Source organism: Aquibacillus saliphilus, from assembly GCF_020404745.1.
GTDB classification, from domain to species: domain Bacteria; phylum Bacillota; class Bacilli; order Bacillales; family Amphibacillaceae; genus Aquibacillus; species Aquibacillus saliphilus.
The window spans coordinates 418172-435157 of record NZ_JAIZAP010000001.1 but is presented as its reverse complement, the minus strand read 5'-3'; the positions used below and the strand labels follow the sequence as shown (position 1 = coordinate 435157).

At 36.1% G+C, this 16986-nt stretch carries 17 protein-coding genes; all 17 read left to right on the top strand.

What is annotated here, in order from left to right:
- Positions 1-24 precede the first annotated feature (24 nt).
- The 17 genes from sucC to LD272_RS02215 all read left to right on the top strand — a co-directional run bounded on the left by sucC (position 25) and on the right by LD272_RS02215 (position 16974).
- Entirely contained in the window at positions 25-1185 is a 1161-nt protein-coding gene (gene sucC, locus LD272_RS02295; RefSeq protein ID WP_226034959.1) for an ADP-forming succinate--CoA ligase subunit beta, read from the top strand.
- 160 nt (positions 1186-1345) lie between these two features.
- Positions 1346-2248, top strand: coding sequence for a succinate--CoA ligase subunit alpha (sucD, locus tag LD272_RS02290; protein ID WP_226034958.1), 903 nt, complete (start codon positions 1346-1348; stop codon positions 2246-2248).
- 77 nt (positions 2249-2325) lie between these two features.
- Positions 2326-3279, top strand: coding sequence for a DNA-processing protein DprA (gene dprA, locus LD272_RS02285; protein WP_226034957.1), 954 nt, complete (start codon positions 2326-2328; stop codon positions 3277-3279).
- Between the two features lie 223 nt (positions 3280-3502).
- Positions 3503-5584 (top strand): type I DNA topoisomerase, encoded by a 2082-nt coding sequence (gene topA, locus LD272_RS02280; protein ID WP_226034956.1) that lies wholly within the window; start codon positions 3503-3505, stop codon positions 5582-5584.
- A gap of 346 nt (positions 5585-5930) precedes the next feature.
- A complete protein-coding gene (gene xerC / locus LD272_RS02275) occupies positions 5931-6854 on the top strand; it encodes a tyrosine recombinase XerC (RefSeq protein ID WP_226034955.1) in 924 nt (307 codons plus the stop codon).
- Positions 6855-6873: 19 nt separating this feature from the next.
- Positions 6874-7419 carry an ATP-dependent protease subunit HslV gene (hslV, locus tag LD272_RS02270; RefSeq protein WP_226035019.1) on the top strand — a complete coding sequence of 182 codons (546 nt, stop codon included), beginning with the start codon at positions 6874-6876 and terminating at the stop codon, positions 7417-7419.
- A gap of 15 nt (positions 7420-7434) precedes the next feature.
- Entirely contained in the window at positions 7435-8838 is a 1404-nt protein-coding gene (gene hslU, locus LD272_RS02265; protein ID WP_226034954.1) for an ATP-dependent protease ATPase subunit HslU, read from the top strand.
- A gap of 23 nt (positions 8839-8861) precedes the next feature.
- Positions 8862-9638 (top strand): GTP-sensing pleiotropic transcriptional regulator CodY, encoded by a 777-nt coding sequence (gene codY / locus LD272_RS02260; protein WP_226035018.1) that lies wholly within the window; start codon positions 8862-8864, stop codon positions 9636-9638.
- A gap of 362 nt (positions 9639-10000) precedes the next feature.
- Positions 10001-10399: a flagellar basal body rod protein FlgB gene (gene flgB, locus LD272_RS02255; protein ID WP_226034953.1), complete on the top strand. Its 399-nt coding sequence runs from the start codon at positions 10001-10003 to the stop codon at positions 10397-10399.
- Positions 10400-10855, top strand: coding sequence for a flagellar basal body rod protein FlgC (gene flgC / locus LD272_RS02250; protein WP_226034952.1), 456 nt, complete (start codon positions 10400-10402; stop codon positions 10853-10855).
- 18 nt (positions 10856-10873) lie between these two features.
- Positions 10874-11182 (top strand): flagellar hook-basal body complex protein FliE, encoded by a 309-nt coding sequence (fliE, locus tag LD272_RS02245; protein ID WP_226034951.1) that lies wholly within the window; start codon positions 10874-10876, stop codon positions 11180-11182.
- A gap of 78 nt (positions 11183-11260) precedes the next feature.
- A complete protein-coding gene (gene fliF / locus LD272_RS02240) occupies positions 11261-12856 on the top strand; it encodes a flagellar basal-body MS-ring/collar protein FliF (protein ID WP_226034950.1) in 1596 nt (531 codons plus the stop codon).
- A 12-nt stretch (positions 12857-12868) separates the two neighbouring features.
- Positions 12869-13882: a flagellar motor switch protein FliG gene (gene fliG / locus LD272_RS02235; protein ID WP_226034949.1), complete on the top strand. Its 1014-nt coding sequence runs from the start codon at positions 12869-12871 to the stop codon at positions 13880-13882.
- On the top strand, positions 13875-14654 hold the full coding sequence (gene fliH / locus LD272_RS02230; protein ID WP_226034948.1) for a flagellar assembly protein FliH: 780 nt from the start codon (positions 13875-13877) through the stop codon (positions 14652-14654). Before fliG ends, fliH begins: the two co-directional genes overlap by 8 nt.
- The gene (gene fliI, locus LD272_RS02225; protein ID WP_226034947.1) at positions 14632-15948 is read left to right on the top strand and encodes a flagellar protein export ATPase FliI; all 1317 of its coding nucleotides are present in this window, start codon (positions 14632-14634) and stop codon (positions 15946-15948) included. The genes fliH and fliI overlap by 23 nt, the downstream gene beginning before the upstream one ends.
- Positions 15948-16394 (top strand): flagellar export protein FliJ, encoded by a 447-nt coding sequence (gene fliJ, locus LD272_RS02220; protein ID WP_226034946.1) that lies wholly within the window; start codon positions 15948-15950, stop codon positions 16392-16394. Before fliI ends, fliJ begins: the two co-directional genes overlap by 1 nt.
- A 4-nt stretch (positions 16395-16398) precedes the next feature.
- On the top strand, positions 16399-16974 hold the full coding sequence (locus LD272_RS02215) for a MotE family protein (RefSeq protein WP_226034945.1): 576 nt from the start codon (positions 16399-16401) through the stop codon (positions 16972-16974).
- The last annotated feature ends 12 nt before the right edge of the window (positions 16975-16986 follow it).

The window sequence follows — 16986 nt, the reverse complement described above, 5'->3', positions numbered from 1 at the left end:
TGATTTTAGATGGGAGGATGAAAGATGAACATACACGAGTATCAGGGCAAAGAAATCTTGCGTAAATACGGTGTTGCTGTGCCTAATGGGCATGTTGCATATACAGTAGAAGAAGCTGTAGAAGCTGCCAAACATCTCGGAACTAAAGTGTCGGTTGTTAAGGCACAAATCCACGCAGGTGGAAGGGGTAAAGCTGGCGGTGTAAAAGTAGCTAAAAACCTTGATGAAGTGCGTACATATGCGGATGAAATTCTCGGGAAGACATTGGTTACACATCAAACCGGACCAGAAGGCAAAGAAGTTAAGCGTTTACTAATTGAAGAAGGATGCGACATTAAGCAAGAATACTATGTCGGATTAGTTCTAGACAGAGCGACTTCTAGAGTAACGATGATGGCCTCTGAAGAAGGTGGTACTGAAATTGAAGAAGTAGCAGAAAACAACCCTGAAAAAATATTCAAAGAGGTAATTGATCCAGTTGTTGGCTTAACGGCTTTCCAAGCACGTAGGCTTGCATTTAATATCAATTTACCAAAAGAATATCTTTCGAAAGCGGTTAAATTTATGCTTGGCCTCTATCAAGCATTTGTTGAAAAAGACTGTTCTATCGCAGAAATCAATCCTCTAGTAACAACTGGAGATGGTGAGGTTATCGCGTTAGATGCGAAATTAAATTTTGACGACAATAGTTTATTCCGCCAAAAAGACATTTCGGAGTACCGTGATTTAGATGAAGAAGATACAAAAGAAATAGAAGCATCCAAGTACGATTTAAGTTATGTTGCACTAGATGGCAATATTGGATGTATGGTAAATGGAGCAGGTTTGGCAATGTCTACGATGGATATTATCAAACATTCCGGCGGCGACCCCGCTAACTTCCTTGATGTTGGGGGTGGCGCAACAGCGGAAAAAGTAACGGAAGCATTTAAAATTATTTTATCTGACAAAAATGTTAAAGGGATATTTGTTAATATTTTTGGTGGTATTATGAAATGTGATGTTATCGCTGAAGGTGTTGTTGAAGCTACCAAGCAAGTTGGTTTAGAAATGCCACTTGTTGTCCGTCTAGAAGGTACTAATGTAGATTTAGGTAAAAAAATTCTTGCAGAATCTGGCCTGAACATTACTGCTGCAGAGTCGATGGCAGACGGCGCAGAAAAAATCGTTTCATTAGTTAAATAGAACTTAGAGAAAGCGCGACTATTTTATTCGCGATAAATATATGGTTGCTTTAAAACTGACATTGAGGTTACTAATGGGCTAGCTTTTACTACTAGACCAAATAGAGCTATTTGCCAAAGTGCGACTTTTTAACAAGTTTAATAAGGGAGGACGGACGTAAATGAGTGTGTATATAAATAAAGATACTAAAGTGATTGTTCAAGGTATCACAGGTTCAACAGCTCTTTTTCATACGAAGCAAATGCTTGAGTATGGTACAAAGATTGTTGGAGGAGTGACACCGAAAAAAGGTGGAACAGAAGTAGAAGGAGTACCTGTTTTTGATACAGTTAAAGATGCAGTTGATTCTACAGGTGCATCCGCTTCCGTAATCTATGTACCTGCTCCATTTGCAGCAGATGCAATTATGGAAGCTGTTGACGCTGAGCTTGACCTTGCTATTTGTATAACTGAACATATCCCAGTCCTTGACATGGTAAAGGTTAAACGTTATATGGAAGGCAAGAAAACAAGATTAGTTGGACCAAATTGTCCAGGAGTAATTACTCCTGACGAGTGTAAAATAGGAATCATGCCTGGTTACATTCATAAAAAGGGACATGTTGGGGTAGTATCACGGTCTGGTACGTTAACATATGAAGCTGTTCATCAGCTATCAGAGCAAGGGTTTGGACAATCAACTGCTGTCGGTATAGGTGGAGATCCAGTAAACGGCACTGACTTTATTGATGTGTTAAAGGCCTTCAATGAAGATCCAGATACCGAAGCTGTTATGATGATTGGTGAAATTGGCGGTACTGCTGAAGAAGAAGCCGCTGAATGGGTGAAACAAAACATGACTAAACCTGTTGTCGGATTTATAGGTGGACGAACAGCGCCTCCTGGAAAACGAATGGGTCATGCTGGCGCAATAATTTCTGGTGGAAAAGGCACAGCTGAAGAGAAAATCAAAGTAATGAACAATTGTGGTATTGAAGTTGCTGACACACCAGCAGTAATGGGTAAAACATTGATTGGCGTATTAAAAGAAAAAGGTCTACACGATAAATGTAAAACTCATTAAACGATAACTTGGAAGGGCTGACTTTAAAAGGTCAGCCCTTCATATAATCTTAGCAACCAATTAAAGGAGTGTTGTCGATGACAAATGTTAGATGGAGACTAATTCATTTACACAAGTCTAAGGGAGCTTCTAGACCCCTTATATGGAAAATACTTAAAAAAGATCCTACACTTAAAATAATCTATCAACTATCTTCCTCAGAATTCAGTAAATACTTCTTAATTACTCCTCAAAGAGCAAATAACTTGTATAGAGATCTTCACGATCAGGAGATTATTCAGTCCTTATTTAGTGATTTGAAATTATGTAAAGTAGTAACTATCCTCGACATTGATTATCCGCCGTTATTAAAAATAATAAATGATCCGCCTCTCGTTTTATACTTTATTGGTAATTATCAATTAGTCTTCCAGATGCCATTACTCAGTGTTGTCGGAACAAGAAATCCAACATGGGAAGCAAGCCGTAAAATGGATAAAATTATAATGCCATTAATAAAAGAAAATTATGTTATCGTAAGCGGAATGGCCAAAGGTATCGATGGTATTGCACATAAACTAGCGCTTGATAATCAGGGGAAAACAATTGCTGTTCTTGGTGGCGGTTTTAATTTTATCTATCCAAAACAACATCTAACTATGTTCCAGCAATTGGTGAATAAACAACTTGTTATTTCAGAGTATCCTCCAAACACTCCTCCAAAGTCCTATCATTTTCCTGAAAGAAATAGGATTATAAGCGGACTTGGTTTCGGTACGGTTGTTATTGAAGCTAAAGAAAAAAGTGGTTCTTTAATTACCGTTGAGCAAGCATTAGATCAAGGAAGGGAAGTTTATGCGGTGCCAGGTTCTCCGTTGTTTGAACAGACAAGTGGTTGTCACAAAATGATTCAAGATGGCGCAAAATTAGTTCAAAATACCTATGATATAGTAGAAGATTGGCTAGTTCAGAGAGAAAAATGGTGTCGATTATTGTCAGAATTAGAAGAAAACGCTTCCGTTCTGGATAGGCAATTTGGAACTGAAGTTTGACAAATCATCATTAAGTATTTAATAATAGGGAAGATTTATCAACTAAGTAACTTAACTTCACAAAAACCTATCGTTGTTTGACATTATTTAATACTGTTTCCTTTTATAAGGTTGTAATCTGAAACTAATTATTAAATAGACAAATTTATTGACTATTAAAGATACTATTTAAAATTATCTAAGGAAAAAAGAAAAAGAGAGATACCTCATGGGAGGAAAAGACATGGCAGATTATCTGGTAATTGTAGAATCTCCAGCAAAAGCAAAGACAATTGAACGGTATTTAGGAAAAAAGTATAAAGTGAAAGCATCTATGGGACACTTAAGGGATTTGCCGAAGAGTCAAATGGGCGTCAATGTAGAAGAACAATTTGAGCCTAAGTACATCACAATCCGAGGCAAAGGCCCCGTTCTAAAAGAATTAAAGACTGCTGCGAAAAAAGCGAAGAAAGTATTTCTCGCAGCTGACCCCGACAGAGAGGGAGAAGCTATTGCGTGGCATCTAGCTCATAGTCTTAATATTGATTTGAAATCAGAATGCAGAGTTGTATTTAATGAAATTACAAAAGAAGCTATTAAAGAGTCCTTTAAGCATCCTAGAACGATAAACATGGATTTAGTGGATGCACAGCAAGCACGTCGGATCTTGGACAGATTAGTCGGTTATAATATCAGTCCTTTATTATGGAAGAAAGTAAAAAAAGGTTTAAGTGCTGGTAGAGTCCAGTCAGTTGCGGTCAAGATGATCATGGACAGGGAGAGAGAAATTGGCAAGTTTGAACCAGAAGAATACTGGTCGATCGAAGCCAACTTCTTGAAGGACAAGGAAGAGTTCGAAGGAGTATTTTACGGGATTAATGGTAAAAAGCAAGAATTGAAAAATAAAGAAGAAGTTGACAAAGTTTTATCAACATTAAAAGGTAAAAAATTTAATGTTGATAAAGTTAATAGAAGAGAAAGAAAAAGGAATCCATCTGTCCCATTTACGACATCTTCTATTCAACAAGAAGCTGCTAGAAAGCTTAATTTTAGAGCTAGAAAAACAATGATGGTAGCACAACAGCTATATGAAGGTATTGATTTGGGGAAAAAAGAAGGCGGCATAACAGGTTTAATCACCTATATGCGTACCGATTCGACTAGAATATCGGATACAGCTAAGAAGGAAGCAGTTCAATATATTACCGAAAATTATGGTGAAGAATTTTTGGGTAAAAATATTAAACCAGCAAAAAAATCAGAAGGCGCTCAAGATGCTCACGAAGCAATTCGTCCAACTTCAGCTCTTCGTGACCCTAAATCGTTGAAAAGTATCCTATCTAGAGATCAATATAGACTTTATAAACTAATATGGGATCGTTTCACAGCAAGCCAAATGGCTCCAGCTGTTATGGATACGATGACAGTACACCTCGTCAACGAAGGTGTCGAATTTAGGGCAACTGGTTCAAAGGTGAAGTTTAAAGGGTTCATGAAGGTTTATATTGAAGGTAGAGATGATAATAAAAAAGAAGAAGATAAATTACTACCCGATATAGAAGAAGGTATGTCTGTTAGTACAAAGGATATCGAACCAAATCAACACTTTACTCAGCCTCCACCGAGATATACCGAGGCAAGATTAGTAAAGACGATGGAAGAACAGGGAATTGGTCGACCTTCAACCTTTGCGCCAACCTTGGATACTATTCAGCGTCGTGGATACGTCACACTAGATAACAAAAGATTCGTCCCTACTGAACTTGGAGAAATTGTAATTGATCTAATTGAAGAATTTTTCCCTGAAATTATCGACGTTGATTTTACCGTTAAAATGGAAGGTGATTTGGACTCGATTGAAGAAGGAAAAAGGGAATGGGTTCAGATTATTGACGGTTTCTATCAAGGCTTTGATAAACGATTAGAAATAGCTGAAAAAGAAATGGAAAAAATTGAGATTAAAGATGAACCCGCGGGGATCGATTGTGAAAATTGCGGAAATGAAATGGTCTATAAGATGGGTAGGTATGGCAAGTTCTTAGCTTGCTCTAATTTCCCAGAGTGTAGAAATACAAAACCGATTTTAAAAGAAATTGGTGTTAAATGTCCGAGGTGTAAAGAAGGCAATGTAGTCGAAAGAAAAACAAAGAAACGTCGTACCTTCTTTGGATGTGACAATTATCCAGAGTGTGATTTCATCTCATGGGATAAACCAATCACGAGACCTTGTCCAAAATGTGAATCGTTATTAGTTGAGAAGAAAAATAAAAAAGGCACACAAATCAACTGTACAGAATGTGATTATAAAGAAGAGCCGCAGAATTAATTTGAATGTAAAAAAGTCTACTGAGTGTTTATATACTTAAGTAGACTTTTTTGCGTATATAGATAAATCTTTTTTAACAAATATAGTATTCAGAAAGTTATATAAATAGAAGAAAAGAGAAATAATAATAGATGAAAGTGTGTCAATAATATGAATTTAGCAATGAATTTGACAATTATATTGACAATAAGAATTGTTAGGGATATAATTTCGTTTCTGTAAGGAATTTTTACTTTACATGTAATTTAGGTAAAACAATTCAGAATTTTTTTGCAATTTAGTTAAATTGATTGCAACTATAGGGAAGATTATGTTACTATTTATACGCCTTAGGCGAGGTGAAAATATGGATGGATTTGAAAATTATACTAACTCCTTTTTGGAATATTTACAAATTGAAAAAAATGCTTCTCCATACACAATTAAGTTTTACCTGAAGGATATGGAATCTTTTTTCTTATTTTTAAATAGGGAAGGGATGGATGATGACCTAGATAGTGTGGACTACCAAATTGTAAGGGTGTACCTTACTTCTTTATATGATCAACACCTTTCAAGAAGAAGTGTTTCGAGAAAAATTTCTAGTCTAAGAAGCTTCTATCGCTTTCTAGAAAGAGAAGAATTGGTTTCTACTAATCCCTTTAAAAATATATCACTACCTAAAGCAGACCATCCTGTTCCGGAATTTTTATACATGGAAGAACTTGAGAAACTTTTCACAATTAGTGATACTAGTACTCCTTTAGGTCAAAGGAATCAAGCGATTCTTGAACTTCTGTATGCAACAGGTATTCGTGTCAGTGAATGCACTGGATTAAAGTTAGCTGATGTTGATTTTCAGATAAACACTGTACTTGTTACTGGTAAAGGCAGAAAAGAAAGATATGTGCCTTTTGGCCGATTTGCAGAAGTTTCTCTACAAGAATACATAAAAAATGGACGGCTAGAATTACAAGCGAAAAGAAAAACTGGCGATGAAACCAAAGCTCTCTTTTTAAATTCTAGAGGAAATCCGCTGACAGGAAGAGGAATAAGTTTAATTCTGGATAAAATGGTAAAAGAAGCTGCATTAACTATCGATATTAATCCTCATAAATTAAGGCATACATTTGCTACGCACATGCTAAATGAAGGAGCTGATTTAAGAGCAGTCCAAGAATTATTAGGACATGAGCAACTTTCTTCAACTCAAATTTATACGCATGTGTCAAAAGACCATTTGCGTAATGTATATATGAATAGCCATCCCCGTGCCAAAGAACGGGAATAATCGAAATGAGGTGGAGATTATTAATCAAGAATTTCACGCAACCACCATATTCGCAGTCCAGCATAATGGCCAATGTGCGATGTGTGGTGATGGGCAAGTGACATTAGGAAACGCAGTTGTTATGAAGCATAAGGCTAAAAAGGTTCGTAGGTTATTCAGGGGTCAGGTATTAGCTGGCTTTGCCGGTTCTGTAGCTGATGCATTTACATTATTCGAGAAATTCGAAGGAAAACTAGAAGCATTCAACGGGAACCTATCTAGAGCTGCTGTAGAGTTGGCGAAAGAATGGCGAAGTGACAAAGTTCTTCGTAAATTGGAAGCAATGTTAATTGTAATGAACAAAGAAGAAATGCTACTTGTATCTGGTACAGGTGAAGTCATTGAACCGGATGACGGAATGCTTGCTATTGGATCAGGAGGTAATTATGCACTTAGTGCAGGAAGAGCTTTAAAGCGCTATTCAAAAGATTTAACTGCAAAAGAGATTGCTAATGCGGCTTTAGAGATAGCTGGGGAAATTTGTGTCTATACGAATGACCATATTACTTTAGAAACGATTGATTAATAAGGAGGTAGGCACATGGCGATGAACATGACGCCTAAACAAATTGTAGAGCAATTAGATCAATATATTATAGGGCAAAGAAATGCTAAAAAATCAGTTGCGATAGCGTTAAGAAATAGATATCGAAGAATGCAATTAGATGAGAAAATGCGTGACGAAATTGTACCTAAAAATATATTGATGATTGGTCCTACCGGAGTTGGTAAAACAGAAGTCGCTCGCAGGCTAGCTAAATTAGTAGGCGCGCCATTTGTGAAGGTAGAAGCAACTAAATTCACTGAGGTAGGCTATGTTGGTCGCGATGTCGAATCTATGGTTCGTGACCTAGTTGAGATGTCTGTCCGAATGGTGAAGGACGAAAAAATGGTCGGCGTTATGGATAAGGCGAGAGATTTAGCGAATAAAAAATTAGTAAAAATTATTGTTCCAAAAGAAAAAAAGCAAAATAATTTTAAAAATCCGCTTGAGATGTTTTTTTCTCCTCAACAATCCGGTGATGACATGAGTGAATCACAGGAGCAGGATGAAAAAAAACAGGAGATTGAGAGTAAAAGAAAGCAAATGGAGCGTCAATTGGCTTTAGGGGAACTAGAAGACAAAATTGTATCGATTGAAGTGGAAGAACAATCTTCTTCAATGTTTGATATGCTCCAAGGTTCGGGAATGGAACAAATGGGAATGAACATGCAAGATGCATTAGGACAGTTCATGCCTAAAAATAAGAAAACTCGTAAATTGCCTGTGTCAGAAGCTCGTAAAATATTGACGCAACAAGAAGCACAGAAGTTAGTTGATATGGATGAAGTAGCTCAAGAAGCTGTTGAAAAGGTAGAGCAATCCGGGATAATTTTTATTGATGAGATTGATAAAGTTGCAAGTAAAGGTGATCAATCTGCTAATGTCTCTAGAGAAGGTGTCCAGCGAGATATACTGCCAATTGTTGAGGGTTCTACAGTTGTTACCAAGCATGGTCCGGTAAAAACAGACCACGTTCTTTTTGTCGCAGCAGGTGCATTTCATATGTCAAAACCTTCTGATTTAATTCCTGAGCTACAAGGACGTTTTCCAATCAGGGTTGAATTTGATAAGTTGACTACTGATGATTTTAAAAAAATATTAACAGAACCATCCAATGCTTTGTTAAAGCAGTACGAAGCTCTCTTAGAAACAGAAGGTATAAATGTTACATTTACTGACGAAGCTGTAACAAGACTGGCAGAAGTAGCCTTTGAGGTTAACCAGGAAACAGATAATATTGGCGCTAGAAGGTTACACACAATCCTAGAAAAATTACTAGAAGATTTATCTTTTGAAGCACCAGATATTAACATGGAAAAAATAGAAATAACTAAAAGCTATGTGGATGAGAAACTTAGTTCTATTGCTAAAAATAAAGACTTAAGTCACTATATACTATAATACGAAAATCGATCGGAGGAACAATTATGTTATTAGAACGTGCAAGAAAAATAAACTCAATGTTACAAAAAGCAACAGGTAAGTCGGTTAACTTTAATGAAATGTCTGCTACTTTAAGAGACACGATTACGGCAAATATTTTTGTAGTAAGTCGTAGAGGTAAATTATTAGGGGTTGCTATTAATCAACAGATAGAAAATGAAAGAATGAAGTCGATGTTAGAGGAACGACAATTCCCTGAGGAATATACAGAAGGTCTATCTCGTGTTCAAGAAACGACTGCTAATATTGACATTGACAGTGAATACACAGCCTTCCCGGTAGAAAATAAAGAACTGTTTAAAAACGGTTTAACAACTGTTGTACCAATTATTGGTGGCGGTGAGAGACTTGGGACGCTAATTTTAAGTCGCTTAACTGATAGTTTTAATAATGATGACTTACTGCTAGCTGAATACGGCGCGACTGTGGTTGGAATGGAAATATTACATGAAAAAACAGAAGAAATAGAGATGGAAGCTAGAAGTAAAGCTGTTGTACAAATGGCGATTAGTTCTCTTTCTTATAGTGAGTTAGAAGCAATTGAACATATCTTTGAGGAACTTGATGGTAATGAAGGTTTACTAGTCGCAAGTAAGATCGCTGACCGTGTGGGTATTACAAGGTCAGTTATCGTTAATGCATTAAGGAAACTAGAAAGTGCCGGTGTCATTGAATCCCGTTCACTTGGTATGAAAGGTACGTATATTAAAGTGTTAAATAACAAGTTTCTTGTTGAATTAGAAAAGTTGAAATCTTAACAACAATTAAATGAGTTGATAAGAACATTCCTATCCTGGAATGTTCTTATTTTTTTAGAAATTAATTTACTTCATTAAAGATGCATAGTCAGCCATTTGCCACTACTGCAAGTAATTATTTTCTTTTAGGTCTTAATATGTGATAATAAAAAAGAATTAGCTAAATTATTCGACAAAAAATTACAATAATGATAATCCGCTTCCAAAATATGATTCATTAGTCCTATTTCGGTTGAAAAATATACCTGCTAAAGTAAGATTGTTGGTGATTGCCGTAGACACATTAGTACATATAATTTACAATATTCGATAACGAGAGACTTTTTATGACAGTCGATTAAAAAATAGATGGGGGAATTAGAATGTCTTTTTTTGGTAATACAATTAATAGTTTAGAGCAATCATTAGACTATGCCTCATTAAAAAATCAAACCATCTCGAATAATATTTCGAACGCAGATACTCCAAATTACAAAGCGAAAAATGTTGTGTTTAAAAATGTGTTGGATAATGAAATAGAAAACACATTTCAAGCTAAAAGAACACATGCTAAACATATCCCATTCCAATCTAGTATCAATCAACAATCCCACCGAGTCATATCAAATTCCAGTACAACGTATAACCATAATGGAAATAATGTTGATATTGATAAAGAAATGACAGAGCTTGCGAAAAATCAAATATATTATCAAGGTCTAGTAGATAGACTTAACGGTAAGTTTACTAGCCTTCAATCTGTAATTAAAGGAGGGAGATAAATGAGTATTTTTCATTCAATTAATACAAGTGCCAGTGCCCTAACCTCTCAAAGGCTTAGAATGGATACAATTTCTTCGAACATTGCTAATGCAGAAACAACAAGAGCGACTATAAATGAAGATGGGGAGTACGAGCCTTATCGAAGGAAGATGGTTGTTTTTGATCAAAATGAACAACGATTTTCTTCACATCTGCAAGCTGCATCGAATAGGACCCAAACTTCTGGTTCCGGTGTTAGGGTGAGTGAAATTACCGAAGATGATGAACCATTTAAGTTAGCATTTAATCCAAATCATCCAGATGCTAATGAAGAAGGCTATGTTCAATTGCCAAATGTAGACCCTTTAAAGGAAATGGTAGACCTTATGAGTGCAACTAGGTCATATGAAGCAAACGTTACTTCATTAAACGCTAGCAAAAGTATGTTGATGAAAGCACTAGAAATCGGGAAATAAAAAGGCAGGGATTAAATTATGGAGATTTCAACAATAAATTCATTACAGACACCAAAGCTTTCTATCCAAAACAACCAGGCACAAAAAGTTACTCCAGCTAATGCTCAAGGTCAGTTTTCAAGTAGCTTGAAGAATGCAATTGATCAGCTTAATGAAGCTCAAATAACTTCTGATAAAAAAACAAACGCATTGGCGAGTGGAGAAATTGATGACTTACATGATGTAATGATAACAGCCCAAAAAGCCAGTTTAACACTACAAACGGCTATTGAAGTACAAAGAAAAGCAATTGACGCTTATAACGAAGTAATGAGGATGCAAGTTTAATAAATAGATTTTTAACTAAACTTCCATAGAAAACAAAAGCTTCCTTATAAAAAATAGTCAGCTCGTCGGAGGCAAAAAATGAAAGAAAAAATTGTTATATATAAAGAGAAATTTATAAATTTTTGGTCAACTAGGACACGTTTCCAGCGAAGACTCTACATTGGTTCTGTTCTTTTGTTTCTTTTTCTCATTTTAGCTGGGAGTTTTCTCGCGAATTCTTCTAACATGGTACCGTTATATAATGACGTTTCTCTCCAAGAAGTAGGACAGATAAAAGCAGATTTAGATTCAAGAGGTATAAAATACGAACTTACAAATGGCGGTACGACGATAACAGTTCCATCCGAACAAGTTGATACGCTACTAGTTGAGCTTGCAGCACAAGGTATTCCAAATAGTGGCAGTATTGATTATTCATTTTTTAGTGCAAATACATCTTGGGGAATGACTGATAATGAATTCGATGTAATTAAGCTAGATGCGATGCAAACAGAACTTGGCAATTTAATGAAAAGCATCGATGGAATTGAAGATGCCAAGGTAATGATCAATAAGCCTGAGGATCCTATTTTTATGAGTGAACAGACACAAGAAGCCTCTGCTTCGATTGTTATAAATACTAGACCAGGTTATCAGTTTGAGGAAAGTCAAATTTTGTCACTACATCATCTGGTTTCAAAAACCGTTCCTAACCTACCTACTGATAATATCGTCATAATGAACCAAAACTTTGAGTATTTTGATCTAGAAAATTCAAATTCTTTTAGCGGAGATACATATACGTCTCAACAAAACGTGAAAAAGGATATAGAAAGGGATATCCAACGTCGAGTCCAACAGATGATTGGAATGATGGTAGGTGCAGATAAAGTAATTGCCTCTGTTACCGCTGACGTTGATTTCACCCAAGAGAACAGGATTGAAGAGTTAGTCGAATCACCTGATGAAGATACAATGAGCGGTTTACCGGTAAGTGTAGAATCAATTAAGGAAACTTATACCGGAAATCCTCCTATTAATGGGGAACCCGGAGTCGGAGATGAAGATATACCTAATTATCCTGCAGATGAAGCTGGGGATGGTGGAGACTATGAAATGGTTAAGGAATCCATTAATAATGAGTTCAATCGAATACATAAAGAAATAGTCGAAAGTCCATATAAAATTCGAGACCTAGGTATTCAAGTAGCGGTAGATAACACAAAGGATACGGAGAATGATAACGGGGATGTTCAATACTTGACACAGCAGGAACAAACGACCGTTGAAGAAGGTATCTCTTCTATCTTAAATTCTATTGTTTCTACTTCCATCGATAAAGGCTACGGGGAAGTATTACCAGAAGAAAAGGTTTCAATTGTATTTCAGGAGTTTAATGGAACGCAATCTAATCCGACAACTACAGTACCGGTGATTCCATATTGGGTTTATGGCCTCGGAGCGTTATTAATTATCGTTATTATAGCCCTAGCTATCGTGTTAAGAAAACGAAAGAAAAACGAGGAAGAAGTCGTAATGACTGAAGATGTTGTTGAAAAAGAAGTAGCAACTGTTCCTAACATCGAAGAAAGTGACAATGAAACGACGATAAGGAAAAAACAACTAGAAAAAATGGCGAATGAAAAACCAGAGGACTTCGCAAAACTTTTAAGAAGCTGGATTTCAGAAGAGTAGGAGGCATCCTTTATGGCTAGACAAAAACAATCATTAACTGGGAAACAAAAAGCTGCTATCCTTTTAATCTCTTTAGGTCCGGATGTATCAGCACAAGTCTATAAGCATCTAACAGAAGAAGAAATAGATAAATTAACCTTAGAAATTTCTTCTGTTAAAAAGGTTGATTCAGGTCAAAAAGAAAGCGTATTGGATCAGTTTCACCAAATAGCAGTTGCTCAGGATTATATCTCACAAGGAGGTATTAATTACGCGAAATCAATACTAGAAAAAGCATTAGGACAAAAAGAGGCTACAGACATCGTTAATCGTTTGACGTCGTCTTTACAAGTAAAACCATTTGATTTTGCAAGAAAAGCAGAGCCGACACAAATTTTAAATTTTATTCAAAATGAACATCCTCAGACAATAGCCTTAGTATTATCTTATCTAGATGCAGAACAGGCTAGTCAGATTCTATCGGAATTGCCGCAGGAGATGCAAGCGGATATAGCCAAAAGAATAGCAGTGATGGATTCAACATCACCTGAAATCATTTATGAAATAGAGCAAGTATTAGAAAGAAAGCTTTCAACATCAGTAACCCAAGATTACACGCAAACAGGTGGTATCCAGGCAGTAGTAGAGGTGTTAAACGGTGTTGACCGTAGCACGGAAAGAACAATTCTAGATGCTTTAGAAATTCAAGACCCTGAATTAGCGGAAGAAATTAAAAAACGGATGTTTGTCTTTGAGGATATTGTTACTTTAGATAACAGAGCAATTCAGCGAGTTATCCGTGAAGTAGAGAATGATGACTTGCGCCTTTCACTTAAAGTCGCTAGTGAAGAAGTTAAGGAAATTGTTTTCAAGAATATGTCTAATCGAATGGCAGAAACATTTAAAGAAGAAATGGAATTTATGGGGCCTGTTAGACTACGAGATGTGGAAGAGGCACAAACTAGAATAGTTTCTGTAGTTCGTAGGTTAGAAGAAGTAGGAGAAATTGTAATCGCGCGTGGTGGAGGAGATGATATCATTGTCTAATGTATTGAAACTCAATCAAAGTCACCAAAAAAATAAGATAATTGGAATCAAACCGATACAAGGGAATCAAGCTCAATCTACGTTAAACGAAGAGCAAGAATATGATGAAGATCAACACTTGCAGGAGCAACTGCGTGATGCAAAAAGTCAGTTAGAGAACGTTGAGCTACGCGCACAAGAAATTATCGAATCAGCCCATAAGCAGGTTGAAATAGACAAAGAGCAATGGAAAGATGAAAAAGAAAAACTCGTTCAACAAGCAACGGAATCTGGGTATAACGATGGGTATGTGTTAGGGAAACAAGAAAGTGTAACAAAATATAACACCCTAATAGATGAAGCTAGGTCTATTGTTGATATAGCTCAGGCTGATTATCACTCAACGATTGAAAAGAGTGAAGATGCAGTATTACAATTAGCATTATCTGCTGCATCTAAGATTCTTCACGTTGAAATCGAAGAAACGGATAACTTTATCAATTTAGTTAAGCACGTAATTAAAGAAATGAAAGAACAGTCGGCAGTAACTATATACTCCCATCCAGAGGATTATCGATTAATACTAACGTTTAAGGAAGAATTAGTTAATATTATCAGTAGCAAAGTAGAACTATCAATCTATCCTGATACTGCACTGAACAGGGGAAGTTGTATTGTTGAAACTCCCTATGGTAAAACAGATGCTAGTATAGATAGTCAGTTACAAGAACTGAGGAATAAGTTATTTGATTTCTCTCAGGAGGAAGATCGTGAACATTCAAGGATACCTTGATTTAATAAACCAAGTAGATACGTATAAGCGTTATGGAAAAATTGATAGAGTAATTGGTCTAATGATTGAATCGATTGGCCCTGAGGCGAGTATTGGAGATGTTTGTTATATCCATAATACTAAAAACCATAAAGTTATTGCGGCTGAGGTGGTTGGTTTTAATCAAGAAAAAGTTCTGTTGATGCCTTATTCGTCAATTAAGGATATTGGTCCAGGCTGTTTAGTTGAAGGAACGAGTCAGCCACTTAATATTAAGGTGGGGAAAGCCTTGATTGGTAAAGTAATAGATTCAATGGGTAAACCATTGGACGATACATCTTTACCTAAAGGGTTAACACCATATCCTTCCGAACAAATTCCACCCAACCCGTTAGATCGGCCAACAATTGATGAGCCTTTTGAAGTGGGCGTGAAATCGATTGACACCTTATTAACTGTTGGAAAAGGTCAAAGGATAGGTATATTTGCCGGTAGTGGTGTTGGTAAAAGTACTTTACTAGGAATGATAGCTAGAAATAGTAGTGCTGATATTAATGTAATTGCATTAATTGGTGAACGCGGTAGAGAAGTTAGAGAATTTGTTGAGAAGGATTTAGGTCGAGAGGGATTAAAGAAATCGATTATAGTGGTTGCTACCTCAGACCAACCAGCGCTGATGAGAATAAAAGGTGCATACACTGCGACTGCTATTAGCGAGTATTTTCGTGATCAAGGTTTACAGGTTAACTTAATGATGGATTCTGTCACAAGGGTGGCAATGGCACAGCGTGAGGTTGGATTAGCTATTGGAGAACCACCAACGACTAAGGGATATACACCTTCAGTTTTCGCCACCTTACCGAAATTACTTGAACGAACTGGAACAAATAAATTTGGGACAATAACAGCATTTTATACAGTTTTAGTCGATGGCGATGATATGAATGAGCCTATTGCTGATGCAACTAGAGGAATTCTAGATGGACACTTTGTTTTAGATAGGAAATTAGCAGAACAAGGTCAGTTTCCGGCTTTAAACGTTTTAAAATCTGTTAGTAGAGTAATGCCAAGTATCACAACAAGTGACAACCAGCGATTAGCGCAGCGTGTACGTTCCCTACTAGCTACTTATGATGAAAACCAAGAGTTAGTCCAAATAGGAGCTTATAAACGAGGTACTAGCCGACAAATTGATGAAGCAATTCAATATTATCCCAAAATAGTGAATTTTCTAAAACAGTCAACGGACGAGATTATTTCAAGAGATCAATCACTAGCATTGATAGCTGAATTGATTGACGGGAGTGTTGAATAATGGTTGAACCTGATACGTTTCAAAAAATATTAATTGTCCGAGAAAAAGAAAAAAAGCAAGTTCAAAAGGATTACAAGATAGCGGTTGATAGCTTCGAAGATATTGCATCGCGACTTTATACAATGCTTAAAAAAAAGGAAGAAGCGGAGAACAGTTACCGGCAACTGTTAGGTAACTCCGGACAGATAACTTCCTTAACGACTCACTATTCTTTTTTAGAAAAAATCAAATTAAATATTAGACAGTTAGAAACATCAGTAAATAAAGCAAGAACTAATATGGAAAATACACAAAGTAAATTAACAGCTGCCCATATAGAGGTGAAAAGGTTTGAAAAATTGATTGAACAAAAGCGTTGGAAACAATTAGAAAAAGAAAAAAAAGAAGATACAATGTTGATGGATGAGTTATCCGTGCGGCAGTTTTCTTATAACAGAGATAGGTGAGTGTATGGCTAGAAAGGCTTTTAATGAAGAAAAGACAAAGGCTGGTTTTTTTCAGTGGTCACTCGTAATAATTATTTCATTAGTTTTTGCAGTAGTATTAGCCTTAATAATCATGACTTTCGCGGGGATTGATGTTAAAGATAAAACAACGGATATCGCCAATCGCTTGCCATTTGTATCTGATGTAGTTACGACAGAGAATGAACAAGTAGAAGAAAATGAACATGATAAACTAATGGAAGAAATAACGAGTAAAGACAGTGAAATTAATCAATTAACTGTTGATGTAGCAGATAAAGAAAATACAATCGAACAATTAAATAATGAAATAGCTAAATTGAATAAACAAATAGAAGATCTAGTTTCTACTAATCAAAATCAACAAGAAAAAGTGGATGATGTTTCCTCTTCTTTTACAAATATGGAGCCAGCTGCAGTCGGACCAATAATTTCAAACTTAAGTGACGATTTAGCTGTTATGATTTTGGAAAATATGAAAGGTGAATTCCGAGGGCAAGTTCTTGGAGAGATGGAGCCGGAAGAAGCAGCAAGGCTAACAAATCTTCTATTGCAGGATTAAACAATTTAAATT

Bases quoted from the DNA above. Each gene is read 5' to 3' on its own strand.
- sucC (WP_226034959.1), top strand. From the start codon at position 25: ATGAACATACACGAGTATCAGGGCAAAGAAATCTTGCGTAAATACGGT.
- sucD (WP_226034958.1), top strand. From the start codon at position 1,346: ATGAGTGTGTATATAAATAAAGATACTAAAGTGATTGTTCAAGGTATC.
- dprA (WP_226034957.1), top strand. From the start codon at position 2,326: ATGACAAATGTTAGATGGAGACTAATTCATTTACACAAGTCTAAGGGA.
- topA (WP_226034956.1), top strand. From the start codon at position 3,503: ATGGCAGATTATCTGGTAATTGTAGAATCTCCAGCAAAAGCAAAGACA.
- xerC (WP_226034955.1), top strand. From the start codon at position 5,931: ATGGATGGATTTGAAAATTATACTAACTCCTTTTTGGAATATTTACAA.
- hslU (WP_226034954.1), top strand. From the start codon at position 7,435: ATGGCGATGAACATGACGCCTAAACAAATTGTAGAGCAATTAGATCAA.
- flgB (WP_226034953.1), top strand. From the start codon at position 10,001: ATGTCTTTTTTTGGTAATACAATTAATAGTTTAGAGCAATCATTAGAC.
- flgC (WP_226034952.1), top strand. From the start codon at position 10,400: ATGAGTATTTTTCATTCAATTAATACAAGTGCCAGTGCCCTAACCTCT.
- fliE (WP_226034951.1), top strand. From the start codon at position 10,874: ATGGAGATTTCAACAATAAATTCATTACAGACACCAAAGCTTTCTATC.
- fliF (WP_226034950.1), top strand. From the start codon at position 11,261: ATGAAAGAAAAAATTGTTATATATAAAGAGAAATTTATAAATTTTTGG.
- fliG (WP_226034949.1), top strand. From the start codon at position 12,869: ATGGCTAGACAAAAACAATCATTAACTGGGAAACAAAAAGCTGCTATC.
- fliJ (WP_226034946.1), top strand. From the start codon at position 15,948: ATGGTTGAACCTGATACGTTTCAAAAAATATTAATTGTCCGAGAAAAA.
- LD272_RS02215 (WP_226034945.1), top strand. From the start codon at position 16,399: ATGGCTAGAAAGGCTTTTAATGAAGAAAAGACAAAGGCTGGTTTTTTT.